At 31.5% G+C, this 1,382-nt stretch carries 3 rRNA genes; all 3 read right to left on the bottom strand.

From position 1 onward, the window contains the following. A 16S ribosomal RNA gene (locus CHF27_RS13730) occupies positions 1–306 on the bottom strand; the annotation flags it as partial. A 723-nt stretch (positions 307–1,029) separates the two neighbouring features. Beyond that, positions 1,030–1,146: ribosomal RNA gene (gene rrf / locus CHF27_RS13725) — 5S ribosomal RNA — on the bottom strand. 84 nt (positions 1,147–1,230) lie between these two features. After that, a 23S ribosomal RNA gene (locus CHF27_RS13720) occupies positions 1,231–1,382 on the bottom strand; the annotation flags it as partial.

The following is a 1,382-nucleotide window of genomic DNA, read 5'->3' as shown; positions in this document are numbered from 1 at the left end:
CCAATGTGGCCGATCACCCTCTCAGGTCGGCTACTGATCGTCGCCTTGGTAAGCCGTTACCTTACCAACTAGCTAATCAGACGCGGGTCCATCCTGTACCGCTAAAGCTTTGGTGCTTCGAAGATGTCTTCATAGCACTTTATCTCGTATTAGCATACCTTTCGGTATGTTATCCGTGTGTACAGGGCAGGTTACCCACGCGTTACTCACCCGTCCGCCGCTCTTTCCCGAAGGAAATCGCTCGACTTGCATGTGTTAGGCACGCCGCCAGCGTTCATCCTGAGCCAGGATCAAACTCTCAAATAAAAGTTTTGATGGGCTCAGATACTGTTATATATCTGGCTTTATTTGGTTGTTTCAAATTCTATAAATTAACCTACTGTTTAATTTTCAAAGTTCATTTTTTCTTGCTCGCCCTTTTCTTAAGGACAAGTAATACTATACCATCTTTATTTAACCTCGTCAACACTTCTTTTTAATTTTTTTAAGCATTTTTTTCAAAAACTTTATTTTTTAAATTTATCCACATTATTTACAATGTTTAAAGTAAGCTATAGAGTCATTTTGTATTTCTTATCCACATTTATCTACTTTTTTATTTTCTTATAAAATTATTATATTTTACTTTTTTATTATTTTTATTACTAATTTTAAATAAATACTTTTTTATAATATAAATATTCATCTTATAATAATCTTTTTCGTATAAGATTTTCATCTATAATATCCTTCAAATAAAAATAGAAACCATTACAACTTATATATTATAATACACTTACTACTACTTATTATTAAAAAGATAATTGTTGAATATATATAGTCATATTATATATAAAACATATACCTATGGATTTTGATTTTAATGGTACATCTAAAGATTTTAATGAAAGTATTTTTAGAAATTTAGAAAAGGTATAAACAAACTAAATGATTTTATTTTGAAATTAATGCAAAAACCTTTATATAATTAATAAAATAAATAAAGCGTATGAATAGTTAAAATTCATACGCTTATAAAATAAAAAAATTACGTGGCTACGTCCTACTCTCCCAGGAGGTTGCCCTCCAAGTACCATCAGCGCTAAAGAGCTTAACTTCTGTGTTCGGAATGGGAACAGGTGTATCCTCTTTGCTATTATAACCACATAATCTTTATGCTTAACATTTCTATTAAGTTTTAGAGTTAATACTCTAAAAACTGTATACATTTAGGAATTATCATTTTAATTCTTGGTCAAGTCCTCGATCTATTAGTATCGTTAAGCTAAATACATTACTGCACTTACACCTTCGACCTATCAACCAGGTAGTCTTCCTGGGATCTTACCCTTACGGTGGGAAATCTTATCTTGAAGTAGGCTTCGCGCTTAGATGCTTTCAGC

The sequence above is a fragment of the Romboutsia maritimum genome (assembly GCF_002251085.2).
In the GTDB taxonomy this organism is placed as follows: Bacteria; Bacillota; Clostridia; order Peptostreptococcales; family Peptostreptococcaceae; genus Romboutsia_B; species Romboutsia_B maritimum.
Note: the sequence above shows the minus strand (reverse complement) of the source record. Positions and strands in the feature narration are given on the sequence as shown.